Genomic DNA, 26,264 nt, shown 5'->3' with positions numbered 1-26,264 from the left:
CCGGATGGTGGCCAGTTCCGTTCCAGATTGACTCATGGCGACTTCTGATCTCTTGCGATTGCCGTTCGGCCGACCTTCATGTCCGCCAACTTTTATCAAGACAGATGCAAAAGGGATGCCTCGCGCTCCACCAAATCATGCCGTTGAAGCAGCGGCTCTACCCCAACGCAGGCTATTTTCGCTATCCGGACAGTGATCCGGAACGGTACCCATTGAGGCCTACATGTCTGCTGCAGAACTGATCGGGATGAGCCTTGCCGAGCTGACAGAGGCTTACGCCTCGCGCGCGTTATCGCCGGTGGACGTGCTGCGAGCCACCCTCAGCCATTCCGAGAACATCAATACCGCGATCAACGCTCTGTTCTGCTTCCGTCCGGAGCAGGCCATGGCCAGCGCGCAACTCTCGGAAGCGCGATGGAGGGCCGGTGCTGCGCTGGGTCCGCTCGATGGCGTTCCGATGACCGTCAAGGACAGCGTCGCGATGGTCGGCTGGCCCTACTTTCATGGTATCGGGGCCAACCGCTCCCTGCCGCCCTCAAACTACGATTCACCACCGGCGATCGCATTGCGCGAAGCCGGCGCAGTGATCTTTGCAAAAACCACGATGCCGGATTGCGGCCTGATGGCGTCAGGCATCAGTTCGCTGCACGGCATCACCCGCAACCCCTGGGGGCTTGCCTGGAACACCGGCGGCTCATCGGCCGGCGCTGGCGCTTCGGTCGCGGCCGGCGCCGGATATGTCTCCGTCGGCACGGATATCGCGGGCTCCGTCCGCCTTCCGGCCGCACATTGCGGCCTCGCTGGACTGAAGCCCACCCACGGACGTGTGCCGCATCTGCCGGCCGATACCATGCGCATGGCCGGTCCCATGGGCCGCAGCGTCGACGATATCGCCCGTCTGCTGACCGTGCTGACGCGACAGGACGAGCGCGACACCTGGAGCCTCCCGGCCGACGGCGTGTGCTATCACGAGCGCCTCGCCCGCGATGTGAAGGGATTGAAGATCGGCGTCCTCACCGACATGGGTTTTGGCATGAAGCCCGAAGCGGTCGTGCGCGAGACCGTCGAGGCCGCCGGAAAGCTGCTGGCCGGCGCGGGCGCCAGCGTCGAACCGTTCGTCTCGCCGCTCGATTATGACGCCTACGAAGCCATCGACCTGTTCCTTCAGGTCCGCGGCTATCTCGAATACACGTCCCTGCCCCCACACAGCGACGCTCCAAGCGACATCAATCCCTATGTTCGCGCGTGGAGCCTGGGCGGATCGAAGCACTCAGGCACGGACCTTTACCGGGCGCTGGGCCGGATCGCCAAGATGAAGGCGGCGCTGCTGGGGACCTTCGAAGGCTGGGACTATGTCATCTCACCGACGCTGCCGGTGGTGAATTTTCCGGCGGAGGAGCCGGGCGTCTCCCGCGAGATGCCGCTCGAGCACACGCTGTTCACCGCCATGTTCAACCAGACCTGCCAGCCCGCCTCTACGGTCTGCATGGCTTTTGATTCCCGGCATCTGCCGATCGGTGTGCAGGTGATAGGCCACCGCTTCGATGACCTCGGCGTATTGCAGCTGACAAAGGCGCTGGAAGATCTGCGGCCGATCAAGATGGACTGGCCGTTCAAGCCACGGCCCTGACCGTCAGGCCGCCGCCTGCGCCTGATCACCATCTAGAAGATGGCAGGCGGCAAAGCGCCCGGGCGAATGCTCGACGAGCGCCGGCGTCTCCACCCGGCAACGGCCGAACGCCTTCGGACAGCGCGACGCAAAGCTGCAACCCGCCGGGATGTCGATCGGGCTGGGCGGCTCGCCCTCCAGCAGGAAATCGGAGGGATCAAACGGCTTCTGCTCCAGCGTCGGGGCCGCCGACAGCAACGCCTTGGTATAGGGATGCTGCGGATCGAAGAACAGATCGTGGTTGTCGGCAATCTCGACCATCTCGCCGAGATACATCACTGCGATCCGCGTGCAGACCTTCCGCACCATCGCCAGATCGTGCGAGATGAAAACATAGGTGAGGTCGTTCTTTTCCTGCAATTTCGAGAACAGCTCGATCAGCCTGCCCTGCTCGCGCTGGTCCAGCGCCGACAAGGTCTCGTCGAGGATCAGGAGCTTGGGATCGAGAACCAGGGCTCGTGCGATCGAAATGCGCTGGCGCTCGCCGGTAGAGAGCGCATTCGGCAGCTGATCGTACAGCTCGGCGGCGAGACCGACTTCGGCCATTGCCGCGATCACCCGCTTTCGCAAATCGGCGCGCGGGATCCGGCCCCGGATCAGGAGACTCTCCTCGATCATTCGGCCAACCGTGGTACGCGGCGGCAAGGCATTGTAGGGATCTTGCAAGAGAAGCTGGAACTCGTTGCGCTTGCGGATCAGATCCCGCGATGACAGCGCGCCGAGCGAGGTCCCGTTCAAGACGATGCTGCCGCTGTCGGGCGTCTCCAGCCAGGCCAGCAGGCGGGTCAGGGTCGACTTGCCGCAGCCGGATTCACCGACAATGCCGAAATTCTCGCGCGGCATGATGTCGAGCGTGACACCGCGCACCGCCTGCACGTTGCTGTAGCTGTTGAACGTGCCGCGCTTACGGGCGCGATAGGTGCGATGGACATTCTCCACCTTCATCAACGGGGCCTCGCCTTGAGCTTGACGGCGAGCAAGCGGGCCCTCCGCCGTCTCCCACATCCGCGGCACACTCGCGATGGCCTTGCGCGTGTAGTCGGATTGCGGCGAAGCCAGCAATTCGGCGAACGCCTGTTGCTCGACGAACCGGCCCTGGTACAGCACGGCCGTTCGATCGCCGAATTGCCCGAGTGTCGGCAAGGAGGAGGACAGATAGATCGTCGCCATCTTGTGCCGCGTGCAGAGATCATGGAGCAAAGCCACGATCTGCGCGGCAATGGTGACGTCCAGCGGCTGGGTCACGTTGTCGGCGATGAGCACGGCGGGTTCGGCGCAAATGGCGTCCACGATCATCGCGCGCTGCATCATGCCGCCGGAGAATTTCGACGGGTAGTCCCAGTAGCGTTCCTTCGGCGACGGGATTCGGACCTCGCCGAGGAGCTGCATGACCCGGTCACGACACTCGCGCCCGTTCCATTCAGGCCTGACGCTGTGCAGCTTCTCCGCGATCTGGACGCCAACCGGCACGGTCGGATCGAGCGAACTCTGCGGCTTGGATCCGATATAGGCGATGTCACGCCCGATCCGGACCTCGCGCGCTCCGGCGCCAAGGATGTCGTGTCCGGCGAAGGCGACCCGTCCGGCGCGATATTCCAGGCTCTCCGGCAACCAGTTCGCCAGAGCGCGGCTGAGTACCGTCTTGCCCGCGCCGCTCTCCCCGTAGATGCCGAAAATCTCCGACGTGCTGAGGCGGAAGCTGATGTGATCGAGAATTGGAGCCGCGCCCGGCGTCGTCGCACCGACCGTCAGATCGTCGATTTCGAGAATGAGCGAGAGATCCATCTCAGAGACCTCCATAGATGCGGTTGCGCGCCTTTTCCAGCGCCGAGCCCATGAGGTTGATCGAGGTGAGCGCGACGGCAAGGAAGATGCCCGGGATGGTCCCGATCCACCAGGCATTGAGCAGATATTTGCGGGAATCGGCGATGATGCTGCCAAAGCTCGGGGTCGGCGGCTGAATGCCAAGCCCAAGGAAGCCCAGGATCGCTTCGAAGATCATCATGCGGGCAACATCGAGCACTGCGACGAACGCGATCGGCGGCAGGATGTTGGGCGCCGCAAACAGCAGCAGAATCCGCCAATCCCCGGCCCCAAGCACGCGCAAGCCGCGCACATATTCCTTGCCGCGCTCGGCGACCGCGGCACTGCGGGCCACTCGCGCGTAGAGCGGCCAGCCGGACAGCGCCAGCACGATGATGATAGTCGGGACAGTCGGCCGCGACACGCCGAGAATCGTGATCGCCAGGATGATCATCGGAATCGAGAGTTGAGCGTCCGTGATCCGCATGATGATGGTGTCCCACCACTTGCCCTTGAAGCCCGCGAACAGGCCAAGGCCGCAGCCGATGATGAAGATCAGGAGCACCGTGACGATGCCGACCAGCAGCGAATAGCGAAGCCCAATCAGGCTGCGCATCAGGATGTCGCGGCCGAGCTGATCCGTGCCCAGCACGTGATCCCAGGTCCATTTGTCACCGAGGTAGACCGGCGCCAGGAATTTGTCCTTCACCACCATCTTGGTGGCGCTGACCGAGGACACCTCGGGATAGATCGCGGACGCGAGCAGCAGCGCGATGAAGACGAAGAAACCGATCTTGAAGCTCGACATGCCCCAGGCTGCAGCCACGATCCGCCGATTGACGGACCGGATGCGGGCCAATCGGGGCTCGGGCTCCGCAGCAATGACCGTGGTGGCCGTCATGGTCAGATCTCCACGCGAGGATCGATGAGATAAGCGACCAAGTCCACGATGATATTGATGAAGACGAACACCGCGCTGGTCGTAATGGCGATGCCCTGGATGACCGGGAAATCACGCCCGACGACGGAGACGACGGTCAAATTGCCGAGGCCTGGATAGTCAAAGATGTATTCGATCACCAGCACGCCGCCGATCAGTGTCGAAAGCTGGATGCCGAGCAGGTTGACCAGCGGCACCGCCGCATTGCGCAGAGCATGGGAATAGACGATGCGGCGGCGCGACAGGCCGCGAACCCGGGCTTCATCGATGAACGGCGCCTGCATCACCTCGCCGAGCGACGTCGTCAACGTCCGGATGATGAAGGGCGCGATCTCCACCGCCAGCACCAAGGCCGGCAGAATGACATAGGAGAAGCCCTGGTAGCCAAGCGCCGGAAGCAGCTTCAGCTTGACCGATAGAAACAGGATCAGGACGATCGCGAGCCAGAAATTCGGGATCGACACGAATAGCGACTGCATGCCGAACGCCAGGGCATTCTGCCATCGATGCTGATGCAGGCCACCGGCTATTCCGACCGGAAACGACATCAACAGCGCGAACAACAAGGCCATGCCGCCCAATTGCAGCGTGAACGGCAGGCGTTCGAGAATGAGACCGGTCACCGGCGCCATGTCCGATTTGGTCGGATCGATATATTGTCCGCCGGTCGCGATCATGCCGCTGCGCGGGCGCAAATAGGACTGTCCGAGGTCGCCCTGGAGCAGACCGTGCATATAGCGGCCGTATTGCACGATGATGGGATCGCGCAGCCCCATCTTGGTCGCCACCTTCTCGACCACATCGGGAGGCGCCATGCCGCCGACGATCAGGCGGACGGGATCGCCGGGAACCACACGCAGCAAAGTGAAGATGATCAACGAGGTGATGAAGACGATCAGGAGACCCTGCGCGATCCGCTTGACCAGGAATTCCAGGATCAACATCGAAGAGGGCTACCCTTGCATTCGTCAGCGAGTTCCGGCAGGCCGGGTTGTCCAGCCTGCCGGAGCAATCATCATGCCAGTGTGGCCTTGGTCATGTCCTGCATACCATTCGGGTAGATATAGAGCCCGTCGAGCTTCTTGCTGTAGGCGTGGATGAAGACCGACGTGAACAACGCGAGCGCCGGCGCCTTCTTGGCAATGGTCGGCAGCGTCTCGGTCTGCAGGATCTTCTTGCGCTCCTCGATGGAGGTCGCGTTGCGCTCCTTGTCGAGCACCGCGTCGATGTCCTTGTCGACGATGCCGGTGATGCGCTTGGACGAGGAATGGAAGTGAGTGCGCAGCACCAGATCGGGCTCGGGCGACCCCGTGCACCAGCCGCAGTCGATCATATTGCCTTCGCCGCCGCCGGGCTTGTCGTAAAGAAGGTTGCCCCAGGCCGCGACTTCGAGGGTCTGGAGGTTGACCTTGAAACCCTGTTCCTGAAGCATGCCGGTGATCAGCTCGGCATATTCCTTGGTCTTGGGATAGAAGCCGACCGATGTGTAGTAGGTGAGCTCGGGCAGGCCCTGCCCTTTCGGGAAGCCGGCCTCTGCGAGCAGCTTCTGCACCTTGCCCGGATCGAACTCGGGATAGTCGGCCACGTCGGTGTAACCGAACTTCACCGGCGAGATGTGCGCCTTCGAGTAAGTTCCAGATACGCCGAGAATATCGAGGATCTGCTTGCGGTCGATCGAATGGCACGCCGCGAGACGAACGCGGGGATCGTCGAACGGCTTCTTCGAGCAGCGAAAGAACAGATACTTGTTTTCGACCGACACCGCCTTGTGGATGTTGAAGCGCGCATCCTTTGCGATGGTCTCGACCTGCTCCTGCTCCAGCCGCTCGATGATGTCGGCTTCGCCGTTCAGGAGCGAAAGCGTGCGCGTCGTGGTGTCGCCGACGAAGTGATATTCGACCCCGGGGATCTTCGGTGCACCGAGGAAGAAATCGGCATTCGCGGCAAGAACGGTGGTATCGCCCTTCTGCTCGACATATTTGTACGGTCCGGTGCCGTTCATGCGAGCCGACAGCTTGGCCTTGTTCGCAACGTCCTTCGCCGACATGATCGGCAGGAACGAGGAGAGATAGTAGTAGAGCGTTGCCGGATAGCCCTGCGCCTTGGTGTTGATGCGACAGGTGAAATCGTCGACGACGTCGACGGAGACGAGGCCCGGATACCACTGCGCCGGCCGATCGGGTAGGCAGCCATATTCATAGGTCGCCTTGACATCAGCCGCCGTAAGCGGCGTGCCGTCATGAAACTTGATGCCCTTCCGGAGCGTGACTTCCATCGTGTAGGTGTCAATGGGCTTCATCGACTCAGCGAGCTCGAAGATCAGCTCATCCGGCTTGTCCGGTTTCATCGGCGCCCGCGTCAGATAGCCGAACACAAACCCTTCGACGATGAGCTGGCCAAGATTGGTGTGCGTGGTCGGATCCCAATTGCCGGTCAGCGCTTCCGCGCCGAGAAATCGCAGCGCCTTGCCTTCGGCGGCAAAGGCGGAATTCACCAGAAAATCGGGGTTGACCCGTCCGAAGCCTAACGCTGCGGCACCGGCAAGCCCCCCTAACATCGCGTCTCTACGGTTGATCATGTCCTATCCCTCGATGATTTTGGCAACGCTGAAACTGCTGCCGAGGGCGCGGGGCACTCAGCCGTTTCGATCGTCTCGCGCAACTTGCAAAGCGTAGACCAAAGGCCGCGCTTGCCCGATTCCTGCTGCTCCACGATTCCGTTGCTGACACTCCCGGATGCGAGGATTGCGCGCGGCGGCTCCTGATCACCCCAGAGCGCACCGCCCAACTCCGAGGCAGCCGCGCCTCTCCGCTGTGCAGGACAGGAATGATGGACGCTCGGAACAGCAGTTCGGAGACGGTGAACCTATAATTCCCGTGTTTCGAAACGAGCGGAATGTCGGCCTTGAAAACACAGGAGTCCCTGACCATTCGCGGCATCATCTCGGACCTCGACGGCGTGGCCTATCGAGGAGACACCGCGATCCCGAGTTCGGTAAGAGCGTTTCGCGCCTGGCATGAGCGGGGCGTGCCATATGCGTTCGTCACCAACAATTCGACGAAATCTGCCGCGCAGTTTGCGGCGAAGCTGACAAGCATCGGCATTCCGGCAGAACCACGGCAGGTCTTCAACACCATCTCGGCGGCAACGGCCCTGCTCGCAAGGCGCTGGCCGCAAGACACTCCGGTCTTTGCGATCGGCGAACAGCCGTTGCTCGCGGCCATTGAGGCAGCCGGCTATGATCTGACCGCGGCGGACCCAGAGGTCGTGGTGCTCGGCTTCGATTCGGCGCTCAACTACGCCAAACTGCGAACGGCTATACGGGCCGCCTTGGCCGGAGCAGCGATCATTGCAACCAATCCCGACGTCCTCACGCCCGTGCACGATGGATATGACCCTTGCGTCGGCGTGCTGACCGCGGCGGTCGTTGCTGCGGTGCCAAGCGTGAAGCCGATCGTCGTCGGCAAGCCACATCCGTTCCTGATCGAACAAGCGCTTGAGTATCTCGGCACCGCAAAGCACGAAACAATCATGGTCGGCGATCAGGTCGCGACCGATATCGCGGCCGGCAACGCCGCCGGCCTGCGCTCTATCCTGCTCGCCAGCGACGTCCCGTTCAATGCGGCCACAGGTGTCGTCCCTGATCGCATCGTGTCGAGCCTTCTTGATCTTCTCGACGCCACTTCCGAGACGGCCGGCCCACTCTAATGATGACTCCGGGCTTGATCGAGAGCATGCAGACCGAGCTCGGCGCAGCCTTGCCGCTCTGGGACCTCTCTTCACTATCGACGCTCTCCTTCCTCAGCCATTCCGAGAACACGACGTTTCTGGCGCGGGATCCGGCATCTGGACGGAGGCTGGTGCTGCGCGTGCAGCGGATCGGCTACCATACATCCGCCGAGATCCGGTCCGAGCTCGCCTGGATCGATGCGCTGATAGGGGAGGACGTTGTCGTCACGCCTCGCCCGGTCGCCGACGGTGAGGGCCGGTCGCTATGTCCGATCGTCCTGAACGGCTCGCCACGACAGATTGCGGCCTTCGAATTTCTCAGCGGCAAGGAGCCCGATCCGTCAGGCGATCTCGTCGCCTGGTTCGGCAAACTCGGCACGATCAGCGCCAGGCTTCACACGCACAGCCGCCGATGGAACAAGCCGCCGGACTTTCAGCGCAAGGTCTGGGACTTTGATGCAATGTTGGGCAACCGGCCGTTGTGGGGCGATTGGCATGCCGGGCTTGGTCTTCGCGAAGATGGCCGAAAACTGCTGCAGAGGGTCGCCGACACACTCAGGCAGCGTCTCGATACCTACGGAAACACAAACGACCGGTTCGGCCTCGTCCACGCCGATCTGCGGCTGGCCAATCTTCTCGTCGATGGCGCGCGTCTCGGTGTGATCGACTTCGACGATTGCGGCTTCTCCTGGTTCTTCTATGACTTTGCCGCCGCCGTCAGCTTCATGGAGCATGAGCCCATGGTGGCTGAGCTCCAGGCTTCATGGCTCGACGGGTATCGCGCGATCGCGCCGGTTTCGCACGAAGACGAACTCATGCTGCCCATTTTCGTGATGCTCCGGCGCATGCTGCTGACCGCATGGATCGCGTCGCATTCGGACACCGAGACCGCACGACGGTTGGGAACGGATTACACCGATGGAACCGTCGCGATGGGAGAGCAATTCCTGCAAACGCTCTGATGGTCGCCTGTGACGAGACCGGTCGCTTGTTTCCCTCACTTCAGCCTTTGCTTCGCCCCCGTCTTGCCTTCGCTCCAGTCTTGCTGTTCCGCGACTCCGGAGCACCTCGACGGGCGGTGCCCGGCCACGGGGCATTCCCGGAACGCGTCATCACAATTTCCGATATCAGCGAACGATATTTCGAATTTTACAAGCGTGTCCCGCAACGCAAAACTCCGTTTGTGATTGGCAGCGAGTGAGAAGGCGTTGAGATGACTTCCGGTGGCTTGGAGTTGGGCGCTCGCGACGTCAGCGTCCAATTCGAAGGCTTGAAAGCGCTGTCCAAAGTTAGGCTCACGGTTCCGCGGGGACGCATCACCGGACTGATCGGCCCCAACGGCGCCGGGAAGACGACACTTATCAACGTGCTAACGGGGTTTCAGCCGGTCGGCACAGGGACCGTCGAACTGGAAGGCGAGGTGCTCAACGGCATCGCGGCCCACAAGCTTCGACGCAAGGGCGTCGCGCGCACGTTTCAGTCTGGTCGACTTTTCCGCGACCTGCCGGTCGTGGACAATCTTGAGGTCACGGGCGTGGGTCTGGGCCAGACGCGGCGCGAGGCGATCACGGAGGCCGAGCGCGTGATGACCTGGCTCGGCATATCGCACCTTGGCAGCACGATCGCGGGCGCCCTGCCCTACACCGACGAGCGCCGCGTCGCCATCGGCCGCGCCATCATGTGCACGCCCCGTTATCTGCTGCTGGACGAACCCGCGGCCGGCATGTCCGAGCATGAAAGCCACGATCTGGCCGTCATCATCAGGCGGATCGCCGGTGAGCTCGGAGTTGGCGTGCTGCTGATCGAGCACAATATCGGCCTCGTGCTCGAACTCTGTGAGCGCATCTCCGTGCTCGATTCCGGCGAGATCATCGAAGTCGGGATTCCTGCGCAGATCCGCGACAGCGACGCGGTCCGGCATGCCTATATGGGCACGCAGCGCGACGAAGTGATTCCGGCGCTCGCGACCGAGATGGGCGCCGCATCATGACGCTGCTCGCCGTCGACGACATCACCGTAAGCTACGGACGCCTGACGGCCTTGCGCGGCGTCACACTAGAGATCGCCGAGGGTGAGGTTCTGTTCGTGACCGGCCCCAACGGCGCAGGCAAGTCGACCCTGCTGAATGCCATTGCCGGCGTCGTGCCTGTGGGATCGGGCTCCATCACCATGGACGGTACGAAAGTGACGGGGGCCTCGCCGGAGGACATCGCCCGGCGGAGATTTTCGCTGGTGCCGGAAGGACGCAACGTCTTCGGCGCACTGAGCATCGAGGAAAATCTGAAGGTCGGCACCGGCATGCGAACCGACAGGAACAAGATCGCCGGCGACCTGGAGTCCGTCTACGCCGAATTCCCGATGCTGGCCGATCGCCGTCACACCGCGGCCGGCATGCTCTCCGGCGGCCAGCAGCAGATGCTCGTCATCGGTCGCGCGTTGATGACGGCTCCGCGCATCATGGCCATCGACGAGCCGTCGCTGGGACTTGCACCCAAGATCATCGATCAGGTCTACGAGATCCTCGCGCGGCTACGGGCGCAGCGCAAGCTGACGCTGTTGATCGTCGAGCAGAGCTCGACGCGCGCCATGATGACCGGCGGACGCATGATCCTGATCCGCGGCGGGCGCATCGTCCTCGAGGGCGCGGCCGCTGACATGATCAAGGACGAGCGGTTGAAGCAGGCCTATTTCGGCTTTGGAGACCACTGAGCATGACGGCGGTCCTGCAGATCATCTTCGACGCACTGAGCCTCGGCAGTCTCTATGCCCTGGGCGCGCTGGGCATCGCGCTGATCTTCGGCGTCATGCGGCTCGTCAACTTCGCCCATGGCGACTTCATAGCCTTCTGCGTGTTCGCGATGCTATGGCCGTCGATCGACGCCACCGCCGTCGTTTTCGTCGGCATGCTGCCGTTCTTTCTCTTGATCCCGCTGTTGCTGCTCATCGGAGCCGGCGTTTCGATAGTGTCGGAGATCATCGTCTTTCGCCGCTTCCGCAACGCCAATCCGGCGACGATGATGATCGCCTCCTTCGCCCTCGGATTCGTCATCCGCCACATCCTGCTGATGTTCTATTCGAGCCGTCCGAAATCGATCACGCTGTGGCCGAGCCTCAGCCTGCCGGTGGAATTTCTCGGCGCCCACATTCCGATGCTGCAAGTCGTGACCATCGTCATCACGCTGGCCGCGCTCGTCGTGCTCGTACTGTTCCTCAAGCGCACGCGCTACGGTCTGGAGATGCGCGCCGCCGCCGAGAACTTCACCATGGCGCGCATGCTCGGAGTCCGTGCCAACGGCGTCATCCTGCTGGCCTTTGCCATCAGCGGCATGCTGGCCGCCGCGATCGGATTGATCCTGGCCACCATCTCCGGCACCGCCGACATCAACATGGGCGCCAACGTCATGCTGATCGCTTTCATCGCCACCGTGATCGGCGGTCTCGGCAGTGTGCCCGGCGCCGTTGCCGGCGGCTTCATCATTGGCGCCGCCAGCGTCGTCTTCCAGGCAACATTGCCGCACGACGCGCGCGTCTTCCGCGATGCCTTCGTCTATGGCGCGGTGATCGTCGTCCTTCTGGTGCGGCCGCAAGGCCTGTTTGCACCGAAATCCGCCAAGCAGAGGGTCTGATCGATGCCAAAGCGGCCGTCTGTCATCCGGCAAACGATCCTGACACCGATCGTCCTGATCGTCGTGCTGCTCGTCATGGCCGCCATGAGCTACCAATTCGGCAGCCGCGCGTTCAACCGAACTGTCGTCGAGATGTTGATCAACATCATGGTGGTCGTCGGCCTCTACGTCTTTGTCGGAAATTCAGGCCTGCTGTCGTTCGGGCACATCAGTTTCATGTGCCTCGGCGCCTACATGACCGCCTGGCTCGCGATTCCGCCCGTGATGAAGTCGATCACGCTCAAGGGACTGCCGGCATGGCTGTTGCACACGCAATTGCCGATGTGGGTGGCCACACCGATTTCGGGTGTATTCGCCGCCTTGTTCGCGCTCGTCGTCGGACGCGTCATCATGCGCCTTTCGGGGATTGCAGCCTCGATCGCGACCTTCGGACTGCTCGGCGTCGTCAACAACGTCTATTCGAACTGGGATTCGGTCACGGGCGGACAAGGTTCGATCGTCGGCATACCGCCGACCATGAACGTATGGATTGGCTGGCTGGGTGCGGCGGTTGCAATCGTGATCGCCTATCTGTACGCGATTTCCCGATCCGGGCTCGCGCTTCGCGCCACACGCGACGAGTCCGTCGCCGCCAGCGCCTCGGGAATCGACATTGTCCGCGAACGGCTGATTGCGTTCGTGGTCAGCGCCTTCATCATCGGCATCGCCGGCGCGCTCTACGCGCACTTCCTCAGCATCGTCAACCCCGGCGCCTTTTATCTGCGGACGACCTTCATCACCCTGTCGATGCTGGTCGTCGGCGGCATGTACAGCCTCAGCGGGGCGGTCACCGGCGTCGTCGCGATCTCGGTACTGATTGAATTGTTCCGCAACCTTGAAAAGGGCATCAGCCTTGGCGCACTGAAGATCGCACTGCCGAACGGGATCCAGGAGATCGCGATCGGCATCATCACCATCGTTATCCTGATGTACCTGCCGACCGGCCTCACCCGCAACCAGGAGTTCTCCTGGCGCGGATGGCCGATGCTGCGACGATTGTCACGCCCCGTGCGGACGGCGATGAAGGAACTGAACTGAAATTCACTGCACAACTGGAGGGATGGTTATGCGTTTGACCAAAGTACTGGGAATCCTGGCTGGAGTGTCCGCACTCGGGTTCACACCGGCCAAAGCGGTCGACGAGATCGTCATCGGATTTGCGACCGCAGCTTCAGGCTTCATGCAGGCCTATGACAAGCCGGCACAAGATGCGGCGATGATCCGCATCGACGAGATCAACAAGGCGGGTGGCCTGCTCGGCAAGAAGATCAAAGCCGTCTTTGCCGACACCAAGACCGATCAGGCCGAAGGTGCCAAGGCCGGCCTCGCGGTGCTCGACCAGGGCGCCGACCTCGTGATCGTCTCCTGCGACTACGACTTCGGCGCGCCGGCGGCACTCCAGGCGCAAGCGGCCGGGAAGGTCTCGTTCTTCCTCTGCGCCGAGTCGATCAAGGCCGGCATCCCCGGCGTCGGTCCCTACTCGTTCTCCGGCTCCGTTCTGGCGGCCGTGCAGGGCGCGACCATGGCGGAATGGGCCTACAACAAGAAGAATGCCCGCAGCTTCTACCGGCTGCTCGACAGCTGGACCGTCTACAACAAGGGTATCTGCGACGGCTTCGACTGGATGATGCCGAAGCTGAAGGACGCGAAGCTGGCCGGCAGCGACACGTTCAAGAATGATGACGCTTCGATCGCGTCCCAGATCACGCGCATCAAGAGCCTTCCGAAGGAGCCCGACGCCATCATGGTCTGCACGATGATGCCGGGCGCGGTTTCAGCCATCAAGCAGATCCGGGCCGCCGGCATCAAATCGATGATCCTCAACGGTTCGAGCATGGACGGTAGCTATTGGCTGAACGCCATTCCGGATCTGTCGAACTTCTACGTTCCGGTGCAGGGCTCGATCTACGGCGACGATCCAAATCCGAAAGTCAACGAGTTCAACAAGAAGTTCAAGGACGTGACGGGCGGCGATCCGTCCAGCCAGTACGTCTATCCCGGCTATGTCCTGATTGACGTTTGGGCCAAGGCGGTCGAACGCGCCAAGACCACCGACGCGCCGGCCGTCGTCGCCGAGCTGGAAAAGATGAACAACGAGGCCACGCTGTTCGGGCCGCGTACCTTCAACAAGGACATCCACCATCAGAACCAGGGCCGTTACCTGATCATCGATACCGAAGGCGGCAAGCCGAAGATGGTCGATCAGTGGACGATCTCGGAGAAGATCCCGGTCGACTACCTGGTGTCGAAGTAAGCCGGCAATGCGCCGCCCGCGGTGCCTGTCGCACCTGCGGGCGGCCGTACCCCTTGGAACGAACGCGAACCGTTGAGAGGAAACAGGAGAAATGGTCGTGATTAATTGCGACATGGGCGAGGCCTATGGCCTCTACAAGATGGGCGACGACAAGGGGCTGATGCCGCACATCGATGTCGCCAACGTGGCTTGCGGCTTCCATGCATCCGACTTCAATCACATGCGCAAGACGGTGCAGCTCGCCAAGCAATTCGGCGTCAAGGTCGGCGCCCATCCTTCACTGCCGGACTTGCAGGGCTTCGGACGGCGGGAGATGAAGATCGACCGCGAGGAGTTGACAAACTGTCTGCTTTATCAGATCGGCGCGCTCAAGGCATTCCTGGATGCCGAAGGCCTGCCGCTCAATCACATCAAGCCGCACGGCGCCCTCTATGGTATGGCCGCTCGCAGCGAGAACATCGCGGAGGCCGTCGCGGATGCCGCGGATGTCTACAAGGTGCCGCTGCTCGGCATGAAAGGTACGCTGCATCAGATGGTCTATGAACGGCGCGGCCACACCTTCGTCGCCGAATACTACGCCGACCTCGATTACAATGCCGACGGCAGCCTCATCATCACGCGCGAGCACGAGGCCAAGGATCCGGCCGATGCGGCGACACGGTGCACGCGAGCCGTGAATGAAGGCAAGACCCGGTCGGTGGCCGGAAACGACGTCTTGGTCGGAGCCGATTCAATCTGCATTCACTCCGACACACCCAATGCGGTTGCGATCGCGCACGCCGTTCGCGAGGCCGTCCGCCCCTATCTCACCGCGCGGTGAGGCGGAAGGCCGGAAAAGACGATCCACCAGGAGGACCCCATGGCAACACAGCAGATATTCTCGCCGCTACCGGGCATATTCTACCGCAAGCCCGCACCCGACAAGCCGGACTACAAGTCCGACGGAGACGCTATTACGGAGAACGACACGATCGGGCTCATCGAGGTGATGAAATCGTTCAACGAGGTGAAAGCCGGCGCGGCAGGTAAGATCCTGCGTTTCCTGGCCGAGAATGAGGAAGCCGTGATGGCCGGCCAGCCGATCGCCGAGATCGACATTTGAGGCCGATCGAACGTCCATGACGATACGCAAGCTCCTCATAGCCAATCGCGGCGAGATCGCCGTCCGCATCATCCGTGCGGCGCGCGAACTCGGCATTTCGACCGTCCAGGTCTACAGCAAGGCCGACAAGGACTCGCTCGCCGTGCGGCTCGCCGACGAGTCGATCGAGATCGGTCCGCCGCAGGCTTCAAAGTCATATCTCAACCAGGCGACGATCCTCGCCGCCGCCAAAACGACCGGTGCCGACGCCATCCATCCCGGCTATGGATTCCTGGCCGAGAACGCCGAGTTCGCGGCCGCCGTCGAGGCGGCGGGACTGATCTTTGTCGGCCCGACGGCGCAATCGATCCGGCTGATGGGCGATAAGGTTGCGGCCCGGAATGCTGCAGCCGCCGCCGGTGTTCCGACTGTCCCGGGCAGCGATGGACGTCTGGAGTCTGCCGACGCTGCCTTCGCCCTGGTCGAGAAGACCGGTTTTCCCGTGATGATCAAGGCCGCGGCCGGCGGTGGCGGACGCGGCATCCGCATCGCGCGCTCGGCGGAGGAGTTTCATCATTTGATGCCTCAGGCACAGGCGGAAGCGCTCGCCGCCTTCGGCGATGGCGGGCTCTATGTCGAGAAGCTGATCGAAGGCGCGCGGCACATCGAGGTGCAGATCCTCGGCGATGGACGCGACGTCATCCATTGTTTCGAACGCGAGTGCTCTCTGCAACGACGCCGCCAGAAGGTTTGGGAAGAAGCTCCCTCGCCTTCGCTGACACCGGCCGTTCGTGACAAGCTGTGTTCGTCTGCCGTTGCGCTTGCCAAGGCGGTCGACTATCGCGGTGCTGGAACGCTCGAATATCTCTATGACGACCGCAGTCACGAATTCTACTTCCTGGAGATGAACACGCGCATCCAGGTCGAGCATCCCGTGACGGAGATGGTCACCGGCATCGACCTCGTGTGCGAGATGATCCGAATTGCCGGCGGTGAGCCGCTTCGAATCCGCCAGGATCAGGTTCGCGTCCGCGGTCATTCGATCGAAGTCCGGATCAACGCCGAGGATCCGGCGAAGGGCTTTCTCCCAAGCCCCGGCACAATCAGCGCGCTCAGCGTGCCTACCGGTGAAGGCGTGCGCTTCGACAACATGCTCTATCAGGGCTACACGGTGCCGCCGTTCTACGACAGCCTGCTCGGTAAGCTGATCGTGCACGACGAGGACAGACCGAGTGCGATCCGGCGGCTCGAGCGCGCCCTTGCGGAGCTCGGCGTCGAGGGCTTGGCGACGACAAAACCCCTGCATCAGGCGCTCGCACGTGATCCGGACGTCCTGGCCGCACGCTTTCATACTGCCTGGCTCGAGCCATGGCTGGAAACCCATGCCGCGTCGCTCGGCACCGCAGCGCCGTCACCGACCGCCAAGGTCGCACAATGACCGCGAGAGAACCCGCCCCGTCAGCAGCAGGAGGCCGCTAGTCATGCAAACCCGATTTTCCTACGGCGGCGATGAGCACATCTTCGCCGAGGTCGCTGAGTCCATGTCACTGCAGGCTTTCTTCAAGGGCCTCTTCGTCACCAATGCGGTGCGCGACGCCAGGATCAAGGGGGTGACCGAGATCTGCCCGGCCAACGCGTCCTATCAGGTCAAGTTCGATCCGGATCAGATCAAGCCCGATGACCTGCTTGCCGAGCTGAAACAGCTGGATTCTGCATCCGAGACATCCGCCCCCGTCATCAAGACGCGGATCATCGAAATCCCCGTGCTCTACAATGATCCCTGGACGCACGAGACCTTGATGCGCTTCCGTGAGCGCCATCAGGACCCGAACGGCACCGATCTCGAATATGCCGCGCGCATCAACGGACTCAATGGAGTCGACGCTTTCATCAAAGCGCATTCCAGCGCGCCATGGTTCGTCTCGATGGTCGGCTTCGTCGCAGGTCTGCCATTCCTTTACCAGATGGTGGAGCGCCAGCGGCAGATCCAGGCTCCGAAATATCTGCGCCCACGCACGGACACGCCGAAGCTCACCGTCGGGCACGGCGGATGCTTCAGCTGCATCTACTCGGTACGCGGCGCCGGTGGCTACCAGATGTTCGGCATCACGCCGATGCCGATCTACGATCCCAACCAGAAGATCAGCTATCTGCGCGATTTCATGTGCCTGTTCAAGCCGGGCGACATCGTGAAATGGAAACCGATCGACCGACCGGCCTATGATGCTGCTGTCGCCGATGTCGACGCGGGCCGTTTTTCGCCGATCATCCGCGATGTCTCGTTCTCGCTGACCGAGTTCAACAACGACATCGACGCCTATAATCGCAAGCTCGAGGGGGTTCTCCATGGCAATTAAAGTCTTGAAGCCCGGCCTTGCCACCACCGTGCAGGACTTGGGGCGTCCCGGCTACTATCACATCGGCATCCCGCTCTCCGGCGGCATGGATCGTCACGCGCTTACCGCTGCAAACCTGCTCGTGGGCAACGAGGAAGGCGCTGCGGTCCTCGAGGCCGTCTTCATGGGCCCGGAACTCGAGTTCACCGACGACGCCCTGGTCGCGATCACCGGCGCCGAACTGCCGCCGAAACTCGATGGCGAGCCGCGCGAGACCTGGACGAGCTTCAAGGTCAAACGTGGTCAAAAGCTCTCCTTCGATTTCCTCAAGCAGGGCGCGCGCGGCTACATCGCGATCGCCGGCGGCATCGATGTGCCGCTTGTCCTGGGCTCGCGTTCCACCTACGCACTCGGCGCACTCGGCGGCTTCAAGGGCCGGAAGCTCGAGGCCGGTGACGAACTTCCGATCGGCAGGGCTGGCGCCGCCGTCAAGGACGGCCGCACCGTCGCGAAGGACCTGCGAGGCCTGCCGGCGGCGATGCCGACGGAATTGCGCGTGATGCCCGGGCTTTACTGGCACCGCATCTCCGAGACGGCCGGCGTCGGGTTTTTCGGCGACACCTGGAAGGTCGCGCCGGAAGCTGACCGGATCGGCTACCGCTTCAGGGGTGGCAAGCCGCTCGAGTTCGTCCCGCGCGAGCCGCCCTTCGGAGCAGGTTCAGATCCGTCCAACATCACCGATGCCTGCTACCCCTACGGTTCGATCCAGGTTCCCGGCGGCACTGAGCCGATCGTGCTGCATCGTGACGCGGTCTCAGGCGGCGGCTATTTCATGGTCGGCACGGTCATCGCAGCGGACATGGATTTGATCGGCCAGCTCCAACCGAACACTTCGGTGAAGTTCGTCAAGGTCGGGATGGATGAGGCTCTTGCGGCGCGCAAGAGCCGGGCCGAGTTGCTGGGCAAGCTTCGCAGCGCTTTGGCGTAGCCGCCTTGGAGCTTTGGCACTGAAGGGCCGTGCGGTATCTGGCCGCACCTCCGCTGCCAAGCGCCGATGCTACGGCACCTGGTCGCTCTGGTTGCCCGCTGTTCCACTAATTTTGTTCCTCCAGTTGCCCGCACGCCCGTTGGGCACGAGAGTTGCAATGAAAACCCTTGCTCCGAGAAGCAGCGCTCAACCGCTCGTGAGTTAGGCAAATTCAAAATATCGGATCGACCGCGATGTCCGTTTCTCTGAAACAAATCCGCTATTTCGTCGCCGCCGCCGAGACTGGACGTATCAGCCAGGCGGCCATCGACCTGAATGTCTCTCAATCCGCGGTCACCGCCGCGATCCAGCAACTCGAGGCGACAGTCTGCGCCCGCCTGCTGGAACGTACCCCGACCGGCGTGACCGTCACCATGGAGGGCAGCCGGTTCCTGTCGCAGGGGCGCCAGATCCTTGCTTCGGTCGCCGAAGCCGTTCGCGGGACGCATATGTCCGCCGGTCCGCTGTTCGGAACGGTGCGCATCGGCGTCACCTATACCGTTTCCGGCTATTTTCTGCCGCGCCATCAGATGCGTTTCCAGGCAAGCTTTCCCGGGATCACGGTCGAGCTGTTCGAGGCGCCGCGTGACGTGCTTGAACGCGCCGTCGTTGACGGTGCGCTCGATCTCGCGGTCATGCTGGTCTCGAACCTGCACAATAACGCCATGCTTGCGAGCGAGACTTTGTTGCGCTCGCCGCGCCGGTTGTGGCTTGCTCCCGATCATCCACTGACGCGCGCCGAGCGGGTCCATCTCGCTGAGATCGCGACCTACCCTTACGTCATGCTCACTGTCGACGAGGCCAAGCACACGTCGATGCGCTACTGGAACGCGTTGTCGCTCGAACCGCGAACGATCTTCCGCACCTCCTCCGTCGAAGCCGTCCGATCCATGGTTGCGGGCGGAATGGGCATTACGATCCTGTCCGATCTCGTCTACCGGCCCTGGTCGCTCGAGGGACAGCGGATCGAGACCCGCGTCATCGAGAATGAAGTGCCCAGCATGGACGTCGGACTGGCCTGGCGCCGTGACACCCAATTTTCCGAGGCCGCGAAGGCGTATCGCGACTTCATGCGCTTTGCCGTGGCGGGCGTTGGTCCGGCACGTCCTCCTGTCGGCGTCGACCACCGACAACGATCGGACGAGGCTATCGAAATCTGAGATATCGGCACCCGCTTATTTCGATTTGACGCCGTCAGGTCGTCCTCGCAAAGCTTGGGTCGATCACGACGGTCGGCGCGATGAAAGAGCGTAAGGCCCGAACGGGCGACGGCAGGGACGGAGTGCGGCATGCAGGCCACTTATGCGACCAGCGATGTTCCCTCGCAAAATCGGCGGCATTTCTGGCAGGACGTTGTCTCCAAGACCTACTTCCCGCTCGATCTTGTCTTTCCGGGCGGCCGCGACTTCCACGCGAGTCTGGGCGCCTGGTCCATGGGTCCGCTCTCGGTATCGCGCAACGTCTCGAATGGACTACTCTACAGGCGCCACGAACGGCACCTCGTGAACGAGCGGGAAGAATGCTTCCTCATCACGGTCCCTGAGCTCGCCGAAATCCGTTTCGAGCAGGACGGCAGGGACGTCCGGTGCCGGCCGGGCGCTTTCGTGATCGAGCGAAGCCATCTGCCCTATGAATTCAGTCATCATGATCCGGCGGCGCTCTGGGTGCTCAAAGTCCCAAGCGCCGTCCTGCGCGCCCGGATATCCTGCCCGGAACGCCTTGCGACGCTGCAATTCGACGCCACCCGCAGCGTGGGCGCGCTTTTCGTCGACACGCTGCGGCTTGCCGGCGAACGCATCGCGGAGATGGACGACGCGGCCCGCGCCGTGATGGGCAAGCATCTCATCGATCTCCTGGCGATGGTGATCGAGTCCGACGACCGCGTGCTGGTGGGCCATTCCTCGTCCGTTCGCAACGGCCACCTCCATCGCTGCGAACAGTTCATTCGCACACGCCTCGACGACATGCGGCTCACGCCGCAAATGATCGCCGACGGCTGTGGCATCTCGCTCAGATATCTGCACCAGGTCTTTGAGGGAGAAGGCGTCACTGTTTGCGCTCATATTAGGAACCAACGACTGTCGATGTCTGACGCCATGCTGCGCGATCCCGGCTGCCGCAAGAGCATCTCGGAAATCGCTTACCAATGGGGGTTCGGCGACCAGGCGCAGTTCAGCCGGAATTACCGCAGCCGGTTCGGCTGCACCCCGAGCGAGGCTCGCACTGCGGCGCGCACCGCCCTTCCCTGAAGGCGCCTTCGCGCACCTGACCGATCCTTAGGCAGCCGGCGCCGGTGCGGTGGTCGTCGGTGCTCTCTCGCACAAATCTTCCTGCGCTCAGCGTCAAGAACTGCCGCCACCGATCTGCCTATGATCGGGGATCGCAATTCGATGAGGAAGTCGCATGGTGCAGAACCTTCGTGTGGCCGTCGACGTCGGCGGCACCTTTACCGACATCTGCATCATGGACGAAACAACCGGCCTCATCCGCATCGAAAAGACGTCGTCGACGCCCGATCCCATCGAGGGGATCATGGGCGGCGTATCCAAGGCAGGCATCGATCTTTCCGAGGTGGCGCTGTTCTCCCACGGCACCACCGTTGCAACCAACGCGCTGATCACACGCCGCCTGCCGCGCACTGCCGTGGTCACGACCAAGGGGTTTCGCGATGTCATCGAGATCCGGCGCGCCAACAAGGAAGACCTCTGGGATACCTACAAGGATGTCGTCAAGCCTTACGTCCCGCGGCGCGACCGTCTGACCGTGCCGGAACGGGTCGACGCCGGCGGCATCGTGATCGAGCCGCTCGATGTCGAGGCCGCGCGCAACGTCGCACGCATCCTCAAGCGCCGCGGCGTCGCCGCGATCGCGGTCTGCTTCATGAACGCCTATCTCAACGGGGCGAATGAGCGGACCATGCGCGACATCCTCCTCGAGGAAATGCCTGACATTCCGGTCTCGATCTCCTCGCAGGTGCTCCCCGAAATCTTCGAGCACGAGCGGTTCTCGACCACGGTCGCGAATGCCGTCGTGAGCCCGGTCGTGGTCAGCTACACGAGCCGACTCGGCGAGCGGCTTGCCGATGAAGGCTATACCCGCGATCTCCTGCTGCTGCACACCGGCGGCGGCGTCATGACGCCGGCCAGCGTCAAGGACTTCGCCGCGCGTCTGGCTGGTTCCGGAATCGCCGCTGGTGCCATCGCCAGCCGCTACATCGCCGGTCTCTGCGGCTTTCCTAACTCGATCGGTCTCGACATGGGCGGCACCTCGACCGACGTGTCGCTGGCCTATGAAGGGCGGTCTCGCATCACCAAGGACTGGTACATCGAGTTCGGCTATCCGATCCGCTTTGCGTCCATCGAGGTCCTCACCATCGGTGCCGGCGGCGGATCGCTGGCCTGGACTGACTCGGCGGGCTCCCTGCGCAACGGCCCGCAATCGGCCGGCGCCTTTCCGGGTCCTGCCTGCTACAGCAACGGCAACACCCAGCCGACCAATACGGACGCCAACGTTACGCTGGGCCGGCTCGGCACAAATCTCGCCGGCGGCAAAGTGAAGCTTGACCCCGCGCTGGCACGCCAGGCGGTCGAAGACGGCGTCGCAAAGCCGTTCGGCCTCGGCCTGCACGAGGCAGCCGACGCGATCGTCAAGGTTGCCAACGCCAACATGTCGGATGCGGTGCGGTTGATCTCGATCAGCCGCGGCTACGATCCACGCGACTTCGCGCTCGTGGCCTTCGGCGGTGCAGGTGCGCTGCACGGGGTTGATGTCGCGCGCGAGCTGGCGATCCCGGTCGTGATCGTGCCGCCCAATCCCGGCGTGACCTCGGCGCTTGGCTGTCTCCTGGTCGACATGCAGCACGATTTTTCGCAGAGCTGCATGGTCGGCGCCGACCAGGCCGATGCCGCCGACATCGAGGCGCAGTTCGCGGCGCTGGAGAAGGACGCACTCGCCCGGCTCACCCACGAAGGCATCGCGCCACAGGATATCGTGCTCCAGCGATCAATCGACATGATGTATCGCGGCCAATGGCGGTCGCTCGCGGTCCATGCGCCGAGCCCCATCGGCGTGATCGCGGACCTCGTCCAAAGCTTTCACGCCGAGCACAAGCGTGAGTACAATTTCCGCCGCGACAGCGCCCCGGTCAGCTTCTTCCGTCTCAATCTGAAGGCGGTGGGCGTCGTCCCCAAGGCGGAGTTCGCCGTCCACGAACCGACCGGTGTGATCCCTGAGCCGGTTGGCCGCCGCAGGGTGTGGTTCGACGGCAACGGGTTGGACACGCCCGTCTACGAGCGCGACGACCTGCCCTGCGGCTTCTCCTTTCAAGGCCCTGCGATCGTCGAGCAGGTCGATGCGACCACGGTCGTCCCGCCCGGCGCCAGCGCCGAGGTCGACAAATATCTCAACATCATCATCCGCGTGAAGGAGTGAACCATGGCCGGCGATCTCACGCTTGACCCCGTGACCTTCGAGGTTCTCAAGAACTCGTTCATCACCAGTGTCGACCAGATGGGCGAGCAGGTGCTGCGGACCTGCTACTCCTTCGTCATTTACAACCGCGACTTCTCGAGCGCCCTGCACGACGCCAAGGGCGAATGCGCGGCGCAAGGCAATCAGGACATCGCCGTCCATGTCGGTACGTTGCATTTCACCTGCCAGGACGTCATGCGCTACTTCGGCGGCGATATGCATGAAGGCGACGTCTTTGCCATCAACGACCCCTACGCCGGCGGCACGCACTTCCCGGATGTGCGCCTGATCCGACCGATCTTCGCCGACGGCAAGATCATCGCCTTCAGCCAGTCGAATGGCCATTGGTCGGACGTCGGCGGCAGCGTGCCGGGGTCGTTCGACGTCGCCGCGCGCGAAATGTTCCGCGAGGGCCTGCGCATCACGCCGATCCGCCTGTTCGACAAGGGACGCTTCTGCAAGGACGTCGCGCATCTGATCGCCTCCAACACTCGCGATCCGGCATCGATCATCGGCGACATCCAGGCGCAGTCCCAGGCCACCCAGGTCTGCGAACGCGAGATCCTGCGTCTCGTCAACAAATATGGTCGCGACACGGTCGAGACCGGCCTTGCTGCCGTGCAGGACTATGTCGAACGCTCGGTGCGCCAGCGCATCGCGGCCCTGCCCGATGGTGAATGGGAGACAGTGGACTTCATTGACCGCGATCCCGGCGGCGGCGAAGGCATGATTCCGATCCGCATCAAGCTGACGATCAGGGGCGACCGCGCCATCTACGACTTCACCGGCAGCCATCCGACCATCGGCTCGATCTACAACTCGGCCTTCGGTACGACCTTCTCCGCCGTCGCGGCCGGCATGAAAACCTTCTTCCCGGACCTCCCGCTCAATTCGGGCTTCTACCGCTGCTTTGAAATCATCGCGCCGGAAGGCTCGATCGTCGATGCCAAATGGCCGATCGCCGTCACCGGATTCCTGATGCCGTTCGAGAAAATCATGAACTCGATCTACGAGATGTGGTCGAAACTGATGCCCGAGCGCGCTCTCGCTTGTGCGTTCAATCTCGAATATCTCCTCACCGGCGGGCTCGACGCCCGCAGCTCCGACAAGCCCATCTTCATGTTTTATGACTGGCTGCCCGGCGGCTGGGGCGGACGCAACGGCAAGGACGGCAGCAACGTCACGACGGCATGCTTCGGCACTGGCCTGATGTCGCAGCCCGTCGAGGGCCAGGAGCGCGCCAATCCGATCCTGACCACGGAATGCGAAATCCTCAAGGACTCGCCGGGTCCGGGCAAATGGCGGGGTGGCGCCGGAGTGGTCAAGACGTCGCGCATGCTGCAGGCCGAGAAGAGCGTGATTTCCTACATCTGCGACCGCGAGCGCGCCGTGGTGTGGGGGATCGAAGGCGGTCTGCCATCCATGCCGCACGGCCTGACGTTGACGCGTGCCGGCGGCCACGCCGAAGAGCGGCTCGGCTCGATCTTCTCGGATATCCCGATCGGCGAAGGCGATATCTTCTCGCGCCCGACGGCCGGCGGCGGCGGATTCGGCGATCCGCTCGAACGCGACCCGGCCCTCGTGATCGAAGACATCAAGGACGACTATGTCTCGGTCGATCGCGCTGCGACGGATTATGGCGTTGTCGTGCATACCATCGACGCCGAGCTCTGCGAATATGAGGTCGACAAGGTCGCGACCGCGGCGCTCCGCGCCAAAATCAGGGCCGAGCGTGTCGCTAATGTGCGGCTCGATCCCGAGACCGTGGCGGAAAATTATCGCAGCGGCGCGATCGGCGTGCTCGACGTGATCCGTCAGCACGCCGTGATCCTCGACTGGGGCACCGGAGCCCTGCTTCCAAAATCCACAAATCAGTTCCGCGAGGTATTCGAGCGGCGCTCGGTGGCGAAGTGGAGCACAGGCTGACCGATCAAACCGAGAGCTCCGACGCCATGGTTACGCCCACCACGGGGTCCGTCTACGTCGCCCCCTCGCTGACGGCGGCGCTCGATGCGCTCGACGAAGGCGGCTCCGCAGCCGCGCCCTTCGCCGGCGGCACCTGGATCATGCGCGCCCCAATCCGGCACGAACCGCTTAAGTCCCGTTACGTTGCAATCGGGAGGATACCAGAGCTCCGCGCGATCAAAATCGATGCCGAAATGGTCGAGATCGGTGCGGCGGTGACGCACGTCGCACTGGCCGCAGCACTGGCGGAACTTTCGGAGTTTGACGTACTTACCGCGGCGGCCAGTCGCTCCGCCAATCCGGCTATCCGCACGATGGCGACCATTGGCGGCAACCTCGCAACGACAGCATTTGCCGCGGCCGATTGCGTGCCCGCGCTGCTCTGCCTCGATGCCGAAGTTGAGATCGCGAGCCGAGGCGGCCGAGAGCGAATCAGCCTGGAGCAGTTTCTGACGATGAGATCGACACTGGCGCCCGGGTGGTTGGTCCAACGGATCATCGTGCCTCGGCGCGGCCGCAAGACTGTTCACGCTCGCCTGCCGCTGCGACGGGCCGGAGACTATCCGACCGCCATCGTCAGTCTCGCCGTGAGCGTTGACGATCTCGGGCACGTTCGGACGGCAAGTGTCGCCGTCGGTTCAGTCGAGCCGGTCTCGCGCCGATGGGAGCGTCTCGAGGCCGCGCTCGTCGGACATCCGCTGAATGCGGCGAAGGCTGCGGAAGCAGCGGCCGAGCTCGTGGACGAATTTACAGGTCGCGACAGTGCCGACGTGCCTGCTTGGTACCGGGTGCGCGTACTACCCGGCCTCGTCCGCCGTGCGGTCGCCGCGCTTGGCTCTTGAACCGTCGGAAATAAATATGAGTCTCAGCCTGACCGTCAACGGCGATCACCTCACCTCCGCTGCCGATCCCGTCACGCCTCTCGTCGACGTCCTGCGCGAGGAGTCTTATCTGACAGGCGCGAAGCCCGTATGTCGCGAGGGCTTTTGCGGCGCCTGCATGGTGTTGATCGACGGCAATCCCACCCCGTCGTGCCTGATGCCGGTGGCGCTCGCCCAAGGCTACGACATCCGCACCGTCGAGGGCCTTGCCGTAAATGGCGGATTGAACCCGATCCAGGCCGCACTCGAGGCCTCCGACGCGGTCCAATGCGGCATGTGCTTTCCCGGCATGGTCGTGAGCCTGACGCATCTCTTGACGACCTGCCCTGAGGCAACGCGCGACGACATTCGTGCTGCTCTGACGGGCAACATCTGCCGTTGCACCGGATACGAACGCATCATCGAGGCCACGCTGCTTGCGCTTGCGACGAAATGACGGGAGAC

At 62.9% G+C, this 26,264-nt stretch carries 23 protein-coding genes; 19 read left to right on the top strand and 4 right to left on the bottom strand.

Going from position 1 to position 26,264, the window contains the following annotated elements:
• Positions 1–223 precede the first annotated feature (223 nt).
• Positions 224–1,630 (top strand): amidase, encoded by a 1,407-nt coding sequence (locus tag IVB18_RS10975; RefSeq protein WP_247989183.1) that lies wholly within the window; start codon positions 224–226, stop codon positions 1,628–1,630.
• Between the two features lie 3 nt (positions 1,631–1,633).
• Here IVB18_RS10975 and IVB18_RS10970 read toward each other — a convergent pair whose 3' ends face one another.
• From IVB18_RS10970 to IVB18_RS10955, 4 genes are all read right to left on the bottom strand, one after another.
• Positions 1,634–3,454, bottom strand: coding sequence for an ABC transporter ATP-binding protein (locus tag IVB18_RS10970; protein ID WP_247989182.1), 1,821 nt, complete (start codon positions 3,452–3,454; stop codon positions 1,634–1,636).
• A 1-nt stretch (position 3,455) separates the two neighbouring features.
• The gene (locus IVB18_RS10965) at positions 3,456–4,373 is read right to left on the bottom strand and encodes an ABC transporter permease (RefSeq protein ID WP_247989181.1); all 918 of its coding nucleotides are present in this window, start codon (positions 4,371–4,373) and stop codon (positions 3,456–3,458) included.
• A 2-nt stretch (positions 4,374–4,375) separates the two neighbouring features.
• Positions 4,376–5,356: an ABC transporter permease gene (locus tag IVB18_RS10960; RefSeq protein ID WP_247989180.1), complete on the bottom strand. Its 981-nt coding sequence runs from the start codon at positions 5,354–5,356 to the stop codon at positions 4,376–4,378.
• A gap of 71 nt (positions 5,357–5,427) precedes the next feature.
• Entirely contained in the window at positions 5,428–6,990 is a 1,563-nt protein-coding gene (locus tag IVB18_RS10955) for an ABC transporter substrate-binding protein (RefSeq protein ID WP_247989179.1), read from the bottom strand.
• 317 nt (positions 6,991–7,307) lie between these two features.
• Between IVB18_RS10955 and IVB18_RS10950 the strand changes: the two genes are divergently transcribed.
• The 18 genes from IVB18_RS10950 (at position 7,308) to IVB18_RS10865 (ending at position 26,256) form a co-directional block, all read left to right on the top strand.
• A complete protein-coding gene (locus IVB18_RS10950; RefSeq protein WP_247989178.1) occupies positions 7,308–8,120 on the top strand; it encodes an HAD-IIA family hydrolase in 813 nt (270 codons plus the stop codon).
• A 26-nt stretch (positions 8,121–8,146) separates the two neighbouring features.
• The gene (locus IVB18_RS10945) at positions 8,147–9,103 is read left to right on the top strand and encodes a phosphotransferase (RefSeq protein ID WP_247989177.1); all 957 of its coding nucleotides are present in this window, start codon (positions 8,147–8,149) and stop codon (positions 9,101–9,103) included.
• A 251-nt stretch (positions 9,104–9,354) separates the two neighbouring features.
• Positions 9,355–10,131, top strand: a complete 777-nt coding sequence (locus IVB18_RS10940) for an ATP-binding cassette domain-containing protein (RefSeq protein WP_247989176.1) — start codon at positions 9,355–9,357, stop codon at positions 10,129–10,131.
• On the top strand, positions 10,128–10,850 hold the full coding sequence (locus IVB18_RS10935; protein WP_247989175.1) for an ABC transporter ATP-binding protein: 723 nt from the start codon (positions 10,128–10,130) through the stop codon (positions 10,848–10,850). Before IVB18_RS10940 ends, IVB18_RS10935 begins: the two co-directional genes overlap by 4 nt.
• 2 nt (positions 10,851–10,852) lie before the next feature.
• Complete coding sequence (locus IVB18_RS10930) at positions 10,853–11,767, top strand: branched-chain amino acid ABC transporter permease (protein ID WP_247989174.1); 915 nt, start codon at positions 10,853–10,855, stop codon at positions 11,765–11,767.
• A gap of 3 nt (positions 11,768–11,770) precedes the next feature.
• Positions 11,771–12,844, top strand: a complete 1,074-nt coding sequence (locus IVB18_RS10925) for a branched-chain amino acid ABC transporter permease (RefSeq protein ID WP_247989173.1) — start codon at positions 11,771–11,773, stop codon at positions 12,842–12,844.
• Positions 12,845–12,872: 28 nt separating this feature from the next.
• Positions 12,873–14,060, top strand: a complete 1,188-nt coding sequence (locus IVB18_RS10920) for an ABC transporter substrate-binding protein (RefSeq protein ID WP_247989172.1) — start codon at positions 12,873–12,875, stop codon at positions 14,058–14,060.
• A 91-nt stretch (positions 14,061–14,151) separates the two neighbouring features.
• On the top strand, positions 14,152–14,880 hold the full coding sequence (locus IVB18_RS10915; RefSeq protein WP_247989171.1) for a LamB/YcsF family protein: 729 nt from the start codon (positions 14,152–14,154) through the stop codon (positions 14,878–14,880).
• Between the two features lie 39 nt (positions 14,881–14,919).
• Complete coding sequence (locus IVB18_RS10910) at positions 14,920–15,162, top strand: acetyl-CoA carboxylase (protein ID WP_247989170.1); 243 nt, start codon at positions 14,920–14,922, stop codon at positions 15,160–15,162.
• A gap of 16 nt (positions 15,163–15,178) precedes the next feature.
• Positions 15,179–16,579, top strand: coding sequence for an acetyl-CoA carboxylase biotin carboxylase subunit (locus IVB18_RS10905; protein ID WP_247989169.1), 1,401 nt, complete (start codon positions 15,179–15,181; stop codon positions 16,577–16,579).
• Between the two features lie 43 nt (positions 16,580–16,622).
• Positions 16,623–17,498 carry an allophanate hydrolase subunit 1 gene (locus IVB18_RS10900; protein ID WP_247989168.1) on the top strand — a complete coding sequence of 292 codons (876 nt, stop codon included), beginning with the start codon at positions 16,623–16,625 and terminating at the stop codon, positions 17,496–17,498.
• Positions 17,488–18,465, top strand: a complete 978-nt coding sequence (locus IVB18_RS10895) for a biotin-dependent carboxyltransferase family protein (RefSeq protein ID WP_247989167.1) — start codon at positions 17,488–17,490, stop codon at positions 18,463–18,465. The genes IVB18_RS10900 and IVB18_RS10895 overlap by 11 nt, the downstream gene beginning before the upstream one ends.
• Positions 18,466–18,698: 233 nt before the next feature.
• Positions 18,699–19,664 carry a LysR family transcriptional regulator gene (locus IVB18_RS10890; protein ID WP_247989166.1) on the top strand — a complete coding sequence of 322 codons (966 nt, stop codon included), beginning with the start codon at positions 18,699–18,701 and terminating at the stop codon, positions 19,662–19,664.
• A gap of 129 nt (positions 19,665–19,793) precedes the next feature.
• Complete coding sequence (locus IVB18_RS10885) at positions 19,794–20,753, top strand: helix-turn-helix domain-containing protein (RefSeq protein WP_247989165.1); 960 nt, start codon at positions 19,794–19,796, stop codon at positions 20,751–20,753.
• Between the two features lie 157 nt (positions 20,754–20,910).
• A complete protein-coding gene (locus IVB18_RS10880) occupies positions 20,911–22,935 on the top strand; it encodes a hydantoinase/oxoprolinase family protein (RefSeq protein ID WP_346732662.1) in 2,025 nt (674 codons plus the stop codon).
• A 3-nt stretch (positions 22,936–22,938) separates the two neighbouring features.
• Entirely contained in the window at positions 22,939–24,900 is a 1,962-nt protein-coding gene (locus tag IVB18_RS10875) for a hydantoinase B/oxoprolinase family protein (RefSeq protein ID WP_247989163.1), read from the top strand.
• 26 nt (positions 24,901–24,926) lie between these two features.
• Positions 24,927–25,781, top strand: a complete 855-nt coding sequence (locus tag IVB18_RS10870; RefSeq protein ID WP_247989162.1) for an FAD binding domain-containing protein — start codon at positions 24,927–24,929, stop codon at positions 25,779–25,781.
• Between the two features lie 16 nt (positions 25,782–25,797).
• A complete protein-coding gene (locus IVB18_RS10865) occupies positions 25,798–26,256 on the top strand; it encodes a (2Fe-2S)-binding protein (protein ID WP_247989161.1) in 459 nt (152 codons plus the stop codon).
• Positions 26,257–26,264 lie beyond the last annotated feature (8 nt).

The sequence above is a fragment of the Bradyrhizobium sp. 186 genome, assembly GCF_023101685.1.
Classification (GTDB): Bacteria; Pseudomonadota; Alphaproteobacteria; order Rhizobiales; family Xanthobacteraceae; genus Bradyrhizobium.
Note: the sequence above shows the minus strand (reverse complement) of the source record. Positions and strands in the feature narration are given on the sequence as shown.